The 8857-nt window shown below is 61.7% G+C and carries 10 protein-coding genes; 3 read left to right on the top strand and 7 right to left on the bottom strand.

What is annotated here, in order from left to right:
* The 5 genes from ENZ74_RS12460 to ENZ74_RS12440 all read right to left on the bottom strand — a co-directional run.
* The coding region (locus tag ENZ74_RS12460) for an ATP-binding cassette domain-containing protein (RefSeq protein ID WP_164761014.1) at window positions 1–472 on the bottom strand (472 nt) is incomplete at its 3' end.
* A gap of 133 nt (window positions 473–605) precedes the next feature.
* Complete coding sequence (locus ENZ74_RS12455; RefSeq protein WP_063168005.1) at window positions 606–1583, bottom strand: quinone oxidoreductase; 978 nt, start codon at window positions 1581–1583, stop codon at window positions 606–608.
* Window positions 1584–1640: 57 nt separating this feature from the next.
* Complete coding sequence (pcsA, locus tag ENZ74_RS12450) at window positions 1641–2447, bottom strand: phosphatidylcholine synthase (protein ID WP_024503276.1); 807 nt, start codon at window positions 2445–2447, stop codon at window positions 1641–1643.
* Window positions 2448–2470: 23 nt separating this feature from the next.
* Window positions 2471–3085, bottom strand: a complete 615-nt coding sequence (locus ENZ74_RS12445; RefSeq protein WP_063168004.1) for a DUF1326 domain-containing protein — start codon at window positions 3083–3085, stop codon at window positions 2471–2473.
* Window positions 3086–3099: 14 nt separating this feature from the next.
* A complete protein-coding gene (locus tag ENZ74_RS12440; RefSeq protein ID WP_082826671.1) occupies window positions 3100–4038 on the bottom strand; it encodes a DUF2182 domain-containing protein in 939 nt (312 codons plus the stop codon).
* A gap of 70 nt (window positions 4039–4108) precedes the next feature.
* Between ENZ74_RS12440 and ENZ74_RS12435 the strand changes: the two genes are divergently transcribed.
* Entirely contained in the window at window positions 4109–5320 is a 1212-nt protein-coding gene (locus ENZ74_RS12435; protein ID WP_063168003.1) for a UbiH/UbiF family hydroxylase, read from the top strand.
* Here the strand turns inward: ENZ74_RS12435 and ENZ74_RS12430 are convergent.
* Window positions 5297–6259, bottom strand: coding sequence for an AEC family transporter (locus ENZ74_RS12430; protein WP_063168002.1), 963 nt, complete (start codon window positions 6257–6259; stop codon window positions 5297–5299). The genes ENZ74_RS12435 and ENZ74_RS12430 overlap by 24 nt on opposite strands.
* A gap of 125 nt (window positions 6260–6384) precedes the next feature.
* Between ENZ74_RS12430 and hspQ the strand changes: the two genes are divergently transcribed.
* Window positions 6385–6708 carry a heat shock protein HspQ gene (gene hspQ / locus ENZ74_RS12425; protein WP_024503281.1) on the top strand — a complete coding sequence of 108 codons (324 nt, stop codon included), beginning with the start codon at window positions 6385–6387 and terminating at the stop codon, window positions 6706–6708.
* Window positions 6709–6780: 72 nt separating this feature from the next.
* Here the strand turns inward: hspQ and ENZ74_RS12420 are convergent, their stop codons facing one another.
* On the bottom strand, window positions 6781–7410 hold the full coding sequence (locus ENZ74_RS12420) for an invasion associated locus B family protein (RefSeq protein ID WP_013531658.1): 630 nt from the start codon (window positions 7408–7410) through the stop codon (window positions 6781–6783).
* Between the two features lie 260 nt (window positions 7411–7670).
* Here ENZ74_RS12420 and ENZ74_RS12415 point away from each other — a divergent pair.
* A partial coding sequence (locus tag ENZ74_RS12415; protein ID WP_164761013.1) for an extracellular solute-binding protein occupies window positions 7671–8857 on the top strand: 1187 nt, incomplete at its 3' end.

Genomic DNA, 8857 nt, shown 5'->3' with positions numbered 1-8857 from the left:
TGATTTCGATGCGCTGGCGCTCGCCCACCGACAGGTCGCCGACCAGCGATTCAGGATCGAGCGGCAGGCCATAGCTGAAGGAAAGCGCCCTCGCCTTCGCAGCGATGCTGCTGATCGGCGAGCCGTCGTCCAGCGACAGCGCGATGTTTTCGGCCGCGGTCAGCGCCTCGAACAGCGAAAAATGCTGGAACACCATGCCGATGCCGAGCTTTTTCGCGACGCCCGGGCTGGAAATCCTGACGGCCTGACCGTTCCAGAAGATCTCGCCGGCATTGGGCTCCAGCGAGCCGAAAAGCATCTTGACCAGCGTCGACTTGCCGGCGCCGTTTTCGCCGAGCAAGGCGTGGATCTCACCCCTGGCGATGTCGAGATCGATATGATCGCACGCCGTCAGCGTGCCGAATATCTTGGTGAGGCCACGCACCTCAAGCAGGTTCGTGCCGTCCTGATTTGCACTCACAGTGCCTCCCATCTGGTTAGCCAGACATGTTCTGTGTTCCCGCAGGCATGGTAGGCGCGGCCGGCTCTCATCGGAAAGCGGCACACGTCTTGAAAGAGCTTCAAGAATTTCAGCGGAAATTCAAGGGATAGCAAGGCAGAACGAACTAAGGGATGAGAATGGTCGTCCCTGTGGTCCTGCGGCCCTCGAGGTCGGAATGCGCCTTGCCGGCGTCCTTCAGCGCGTAGCGCTGGTTGATCCGGATCTCGACCGCGCCGCTGAGCACGACCTCGAACAGGGCGGCAGCAGAAGCGTCGAGGTCCTCGCGTTTTGCGTTGTAGACGAACAGTGTCGGCCTTGTTGCGAACAACGAGCCCTTCTGTGCCAGCAACGACATGCTGAACGGCGGTATAGGTCCCGAGGACTGGCCAAAGCTGACGAACATGCCGAGCGGCCGCAGGCAGTCGAGCGAAGCCGGAAACGTGTCGTTGCCGACCGAATCGTAGACGACATCGCATTTCTTGCCGCCGGTGATGGCGGCGACGCCGGCGACGAAATCCTGTTCCTTGTAGTTGATGACGTGATCGAAACCATGCGCCCTGGCGAGCTCGATCTTGTCGGACGAGCTGGCGGTGCCGATGACGGTGGCGCCGAGATGTTTTGCCCATTGGCCGAGGATCAGGCCGACGCCGCCTGCAGCGGCATGGAACAGGATCGTGTCGCCGGCCTTCACCTTGAACGTCCGGCGCAGCAGATATTCCGCGGTCATGCCCTTCAGCATCATCGCTGCGGCCTGTTCGTCGCTGATGCCATCCGGAACCTTGACGACGCGGCTGGCATCGATGACGCGTTCTTGCGCGTAAGCCCCCGTCGTCACGGCATAGGCGATGCGATCGCCCGGATTCAGCCAGTCGACGCCATGGCCGACCTCCAGCACCACGCCGGCGGCTTCGCTGCCTGGCACGAGCGGGAAGCCGCCGGGTGGCGGATAGAGACCGGAGCGATGGTAGACATCGATGAAATTGAGGCCGATCGCGGTGTGCCGGACCAGGATCTGCCCGGATCCCGGCTGGCCGGGATCAGCGTCCTCATAGGTCAGAACTTCCGGGCCGCCATTGGCATGAATGCGGATCGCTTTGGACATTGCTAGGCTTCCTGTGGGCTAGGCTTGTGGGGCCAGGCTCCCTGTGGGAGTGGCCGATCAGGCCTTTTTGGCACCGAGATTGGGAAAGAACTGCATGATGCCACCGATGCAGGCAAGATAAAGCCCGGTGATGGTGATGCCGATCTTGGTGAAGGTGCTGACCTGCTCGCCCAGCACGCCGATCTGATCGTAGAAGGCGGCGAGCGCCGCTTGGGCCAGGGCAAGCGCGCCGAAAGCGCACCACAACAGGGTCATCCCAAGGTTGATGCGCCGCAGCCGCACCACCCGCACCGGGTGGATGAAGTTGATCGGCACGAAAGTCAGGACGCCGGCCACCACCACCACCGCGAACGAAACCCATTGTCCGGGCTCGATGACGAACAGGGTGAACACCACCATGTTCCAGACCACCGGGAATCCCTTGAAGAAATTCTCCTTCGTCTTCATGCCGGTGTCGGCATAGTAGATGGCGCTGGAAACGACGATGATCGCCGCCGACAGGAATGACAGGCCCTCGCCCATGAAGCCGCGCTGATAGAGCGCGAAGGCCGGGATCAGCACGTAGGTCACGTAGTCGATGATGTTGTCGAGCAGTTCGCCCGACCATGTCGGCAGGATCTCCTTGACCTCGAGTTTTCTGGCGATCGGCCCATCGATGCCGTCGACGAACAGGGCCAGCCCGAGCCACCAGAACATTGCGGTCCAGCGCTCTTCACTTGCCGCCACGAGCGACAGGAAGGCCAGGAACGACCCCGAGGCGGTCAAAAGGTGGACGGAGAACGCCCTCGCCTGCGGCCAGGTGACCTTCTTCTTCGGGCGCGGAATCCGGTCCGTGATCTTTTTGGCGGCTTTTCGTGCTGCCAAATTCCTGGCCGTTGTGTTCTTGCTCACGGGCCCCGCCAATCCAGCTTGCAGATTTCGGCCGAACGGCCGGCGAAATTCCAGTTGCGGCCAAAAGCCCGCACCTTGCTCTTGTCGGACCTGGCCACGATGATCTCGGGCGCGATCCAGTATTCCGAATTGCTGATCACCGTATCCTTGTCACGGTCCTTGCCTTGGAAGGGTGTGACCGCTCCGTCGATAATCCTGGGTATCTGGAAGATACGCGTTTTGTCACGCGTCTCATAGGTGATCGGCACCTGCTCGACACCGAGGAATTTGCCGACGAGGATTGAGAGCAGCGATGTGGTTCCACCTGCCTTGCCCGTGAAGATCTTTGTCAGCGCCTTGACCGCATAGACAGAGGCGCGGCTGTCGATGAACAGGCCCGCGGTCCAGTTGCCGCGGCTCATATAGCCTGGGATTTCCATGATCAGCCCAAGATTGAGCCCGGACAGATCGACCTCACCGAAATGGCCGGCATCGATGCGAAACCCGGCCCATGTCTGGCAATAGCCTTCGGTCGGCGGATGATTGCCAAGCGAGAGCACGCAAGGGCAAAAAACCGTGCAATTGCAGGAGAGTACGAGCTCTCCCTTCATCGCCCAGCTCTGGTCTGCCATCGATTTTCCCCCACTCACAGCGAGACTACTAGCAGCGCGGCTGCCCAGACAAGCAGTATCGCACCGGCCAGCCGGGTTGGAACCCTGCTGGCCGTTTGTTTTTCGATCAGGGTGAACAGGCCGATCAACGCCATCCAGAAAACGTTCATGACGCCCACGGCGAACATCACCAGCATCAAGGCCCAGCAGCAGCCCAGACACCACAGACCTTGCGCGGCACCGAGCCGAAAGATGTTAAGGGGCCTTGCGCTCCAGCTCGCGAAAAGGATCGAGAACGGGTTCCTGCATTTCTTCAGGCAAGCTTCCTTCAGGCCGCTGAACTGGTAGAGGCCGGCAATCAGCAGAGCGAGCGCACCGGCAATGCCGACGACCGGATCGAGAATCCCGGCTGACGAAGCGAATGCATGGACGGCCAAGGTCAGCGCCGCGAACACAATTGAAGCGGCGAGCCAGACGCTGAGATAGCCGGCGACCAGCAGCAGCGGGTGAACGACCGGTTCGCCCTTGATGCGTGCCGTGTCAGCGATCTCGCAATAGGTGCGTATCATCGGCGCCGCCGAAGGCAGCATCGTCGCGATCGCCATCAGGAACCACATCGAAACGAGCGCGCCGGCCCGCAAGCCGAGACCTGCGTCCAAAGGCACCGGTGAGAGGCACAGCACAAAGAACCGTTCCAGGAAATCGGGCAGCGGCAGTTGCGGCAGGCTGCGAAGGATCGTGTCGCCAGGGGCGCCGACGCCCGCAATCCCTGTTTCAGCCCCGCGGATTGCCATCGCCGCAAGAGACAGCCATGCAAGCAGGATGCAAGCGCCGACAACGACGTTTACCGTAACCCGGGGATTGCGCGCGATGCCGGCCATGGCGCGGCCGGCGCGGTCGAGATGGCTGAAGTCGTCCTGCTGGCCGGTCATGACATCCGAATGGGCCGAATCGCCGCGTTGATCAAGCGGCATGATCTGACCTATATGCTGATCGAACGGCAGGTCGGGTGGACCGCCTCGCATTGCAAGCCGGAAGCCGATCTTGGAGCATCAGCAAACTGCGCGGATACTGGTTGCCGGCACGGGGCCGGCAGGGCTGATCGCGGCACTGGGTTTTGCCGCCGAAGGTTTCCCGGTGACACTGGTCGGGCCGGAGGCCACCGCCCCCGATGGTCGCACGACGGCCCTGATGAACCCTGCCTTGAAAGTGCTCGACCGGCTCGGCGTGCTCGAAGCCGTCGTATCCAAGGCGGCGCCTTTGAAGGTGATGCGCATCGTCGATGCCACCAGCCGGCTGATCCGCAGCCCGGTCGTCACCTTCCGCGCCAGCGAGATCGACGAGGATGAATTCGGGCTGAATCTTCCCAACAGCGTCCTCACCCCGGCACTCGCCAGCGCCGTTGCCGCGCGCGCCGGCATCGACTGGCTGAGGTCGATGGTGGCGAACTGGCATCTCGATGCCGAGCATGTTCGTGCCGGCCTCGCCGACGGCAGCTCGGTTGACGCATCGCTGGCGGTCGCCGCTGACGGACGCTTGTCACCGGCGCGCCAGGCGGCCGGCATCTCGACCTCGGCCCGCTCCTATCCGCAGGCAGCTCTCGTCCTCAATTTCGGCCATAGCGGCGATCACGCCTTCACCTCGACGGAATTCCACACCGAGACCGGTCCGTTCACGCAGGTCCCGCTGCCCGGCAATCGCTCCAGCCTGGTCTGGGTGGTCAAGCCCGAGACCGCGACCGAGCTCGCCGCGCTGGACGATGCGACACTTTCTCAGCGGGTCGAACAGCAGATGCAGTCGATGCTGGGCCGGGTGGCTGTCGAGCCGGGCCGGCAGATCTACCCGCTATCGGCGGTGACGCCGCTTCGTTTCGCAAGGGATCGGGTGGCGCTGGTCGGCGAAGCCGCCCATGTGTTTCCGCCGATCGGTGCGCAAGGCCTCAACCTCGGCATCAGAGACGTCGACGATCTAATTGGAATCGCTTGTGAAAATCGATCCGATCCGGGCGCAGCCAAGGCGCTTGCAGCCTACGATTTCAAGCGCCGCCCCGACATTCTGGCGCGCAGCAGCGCGGTCAACCTGCTCAACATGTCGCTGCTTTCCGACATGCTGCCGGCGCAGATGGCCCGCGTTGCCGGGCTCGGCGTGCTCGGAGGCTTCGCGCCGCTTCGGGCTTTTTTCATGCGCGAGGGGCTTCGTCCCGGCAGCGGTTTTGCCGCGCTTGCCGGCGGGTTAGGGAAACAGGTCCGGCGCTAGGATATTGTGCCGGATCAGGTAGAGCAGCCCGGTAACGGTCACGACCGACAGGCAGGTTGTGATCAGCACACTGGCCGACGCTCGCTGTACCCAGACGCCATACTGCTGGGCGATGACGAAGACGTTCGTGGCGGTCGGCAATGCGGCCAGAAGCACCGCCGAGAAGACCCATGTCTCAGAGAAATTGCCGATCCAGCTCAGCACGACATAACAGAGCAACGGGTGCAGGATCAGCTTCAGCGCGGCGATCGGAACCATCTCATGCGGGACGCGATTGAGTGGCCTGAGCGCCAGCGTGACGCCCATGGCAAACAGCGCGCAAGGTGCGGCCGCACGGGAAAGATATTCTAGAAATCGCTCCACCGGCACGGGCGGTCGAAAGCCGATATAGGCGGCGCCGACACCCAGGGCGGTTGCGATGATGAACGGATGCAGCACGATCTTGCGCAGGACGCCCAGGGCAAGCCGGAGAGGAGTGGTCTTCTCGTCGCCAGACAGCGCCATCATCATGGGCGCGATGGCGAAATGCATGATGTTCTCGAAACAGAAGATCAAGGCGACCGGCACAGCCGCCTCCTCGCCGAAGGCCAGCAGCGCCAGCCCCGGCCCCATATAGCCGATATTGCCATAGGCGGCCGCGAGCGCCTTGATGGTCGATTGCGCTATCTCGCCGCGCGAGGTCAGGACCGACCCCATGAACATCAAGGAAAATATCATGAAGGTCGAGACGACCGAGCCGAAGATGAAGCGCCATTCCGTCAGGTCTTCGAACGGCGTCTTGGCAAGCAGTTGAAAGAAAAGTGCCGGCAGCGCGACATAGACGATGAACGTGTTCATCCAGCCGAGCGCGTCCAGCGGCTGCCTGGTGATGCGCGCCACCAGAAACCCGACAAAAATCAAGCCGAAGAACGGAAGAACAAGACCGATGACGTCAGACATTTTTATGCTGGTCCGAAACCCTGGCGCCGGGCTAACCCGTTGCTTAATAGGGCGTCAAGCGCCTCGGGATTGAATTGATGCGCGGTCTGCGCCAAATAAGCTCAAGGAACTCAGTGGTGAGTACGATGAAAACAGCCAAATTCGCAATCGGACAGGTGGTTCGCCACCGGCTGTTTCCATTCAGGGGCATCATTTTCGATGTCGATCCGCAATTCGCCAACACCGACGAATGGTACGAAGCCATCCCCGCCGACGTGCGGCCGCGCAAGGATCAGCCTTTCTACCATCTGCTCGCCGAGAATTCGGAGACCGAATACATCGCCTACGTCTCCGAGCAGAACCTGCTCGAGGACCAGTCGGGCGAGCCGGTCCGGCATCCGCAGATCAAGGAAATGTTCGACAAGAAGCCGGACGGCGGCTACCAACAGAAGCGGCAGTCCAGGCATTAGCCTGCTGGAAGACAGTCACAAAAAAGCGGGGCATGAACCCCGCTTTTTTGTTGGCTCGGCGATATCGGCCGATCAGTTGGCGGTCTTCGCCTTGTCCTGCTCTTCCTTGAGCTTCTTGGCGAAATCCTGGTTGTTCTTGGCGACGAAGTCCTGAAGCTTCTTCTGCCTGTCCTCGATGTCCGACTGCTGCAGCGCCGGGCCGTCATAGGCGCCGCTGAAGCCCTGCAGGGCGATCTTGATCGGATTGGGCTGATTCTGGAAATTGACCGAAGTCAGCGTGATCGCCTGGCCTTTCTTGAATGCCGCGACGAGCTGATCGGTCAGCGGCACTTCGGCCACGCAACGATCCGGGAAGCAGATCACATAGTCGAGCTTCTGCGCCTTGCCGGTGTCGATCTGCAGGCCGATGCCGGGAGGCACCAGACGGCCGGTCGGAACCGTCACCTGGAACACCTTGCGGTTCACCTTGCCCTTGAGCTCGATCAGGCTGACGCCGGTGACCAGCTGGCCATTGCCGGCAGTGGTGATGTTCTGGACGTTGCAGATGTCGACATCTTCCTGCTTGGTGCAGGCCTTGAACCAGCCTTGCGGAATCTGCTGCTGCTGCTGTGCGGAAGCGGCGGGAAGCCCTGCGCCGAGAAAGCCGACCACGCCAGCGGCCATGACCGACAGGCGGTACGCGTTGCTGTTCAGGCTCGTCATGTCGTGCACTTCCTCTCAAATGATCCCGGGACCGGCTTCTTCGTGCCGTGTGGTCCAGCTACCTGTTGCCGAAATGAGGCAACAGAATGACTTCGGAGGGCGTGTTACACTGCAAGCGAGGCCGAATCCAGCCCGGCGCCTGCGATTCTTGGCCGTGCGATTTGGGCCGTGCGATTTGGGCTGATGTATCTGGCCGGAGCGCGGTGGCGCCATGCTAGGGTGCAGTCCGAATCATCAAGCCGCCCAGTAAGGAGACGGTCATGGGCCGCGTTCTTGTTTGGCTGATCACCGCGATATCGTTTCTCGCCCTTTCGCATCAGCCGGCCGCATCGGAGCCGAAGCACGCCATCGCCATGCAGGGCGAGCCGGCGCTGCCGCCCGACTATACGCATTTCAACTACGTCAATCCCGACGCGCCGAAGGGTGGCTCGATCACCTATTGCGTCGTCGGCAGCTTCGACAATCTCAACCCTTTCATCCTCAAGAGCCTGCGCACCACGGCGCGCGGCATGATGGATACGATCTTCGGCAATCTGGTCTTCGAGCCGTTGATGCAGCGCAATGCCGACGAGGCTTTCACGCTCTACGGTTTGTTGGCCGAAAGCGCCGACATGGATCCGGAGCGCAAGAGCATCGAGTTCCATCTCAATCCGAGGGCCAAATGGTCGGACGGTCAGCCGGTGACGCCGGAGGACGTGCTGTTCAGTTATGATGTCTACACCGACAAAGGCCGCCCGCCTTACAGCGACCGCATGGCCAGGGTCGCCAAGCTCGAAAAGACCGGCGACCACAGCGTGCGCTTCACCTTCAACGACAAGGCCGATCGCGAATTCCCGCTGATCATCGCGCTGACCCCGATCATCCCGAAGCACGCCTTCGACAAGGAGACTTTCGACAGGACGACGCTCAAGCCGGTGATCGGCAGCGGTCCGTATACGATCGCGCAGGTGCAGCCAGGCCAGCGCATCGTCTTCAAGCGCAACCCGGACTATTGGGGCAAGGATGTCCCCGCCAAGCGCGGTTTCGACAATTACGACCAGATCACCATCGAGTATTTCCTCAACGCCAACGCCAAGCTCGAAGCGTTCAAGAAAGGCCTCTGCGCCATCGATGACGACAGCGATCCGGTGAAGCGCGAGCGCGATCTCGATTTTCCGGCCTTCCACAAGGGGGACGTGATCGCCGAAACCTTCGACACCGGCATTCCGCCGGTGGTGACCGGTTTCCTGTTCAACACGCGGTTGCCGAAATTCGCCAACCCGGTCGTGCGGCGCGCGCTCGGCATGCTCTACGACTTCGAATGGGCCAACAAGAACCTGTTCGGCGGCAAATACACGCGCACGATGAGTTACTGGCAGAATTCCGAGCTTTCCGCGCTCGGCCATCCGGCCGACGACAGGGAGAAAGCGCTTCTGGCGCCCTACCCCGGCCGCGTGCCGGCCGATGT

The sequence above is a fragment of the Mesorhizobium sp. M7A.F.Ca.CA.002.15.2.1 genome, assembly GCF_003998715.1.
GTDB classification, from domain to species: domain Bacteria; phylum Pseudomonadota; class Alphaproteobacteria; order Rhizobiales; family Rhizobiaceae; genus Mesorhizobium; species Mesorhizobium ciceri.
This window is presented reverse-complemented; position numbering and strand designations above follow the sequence as displayed.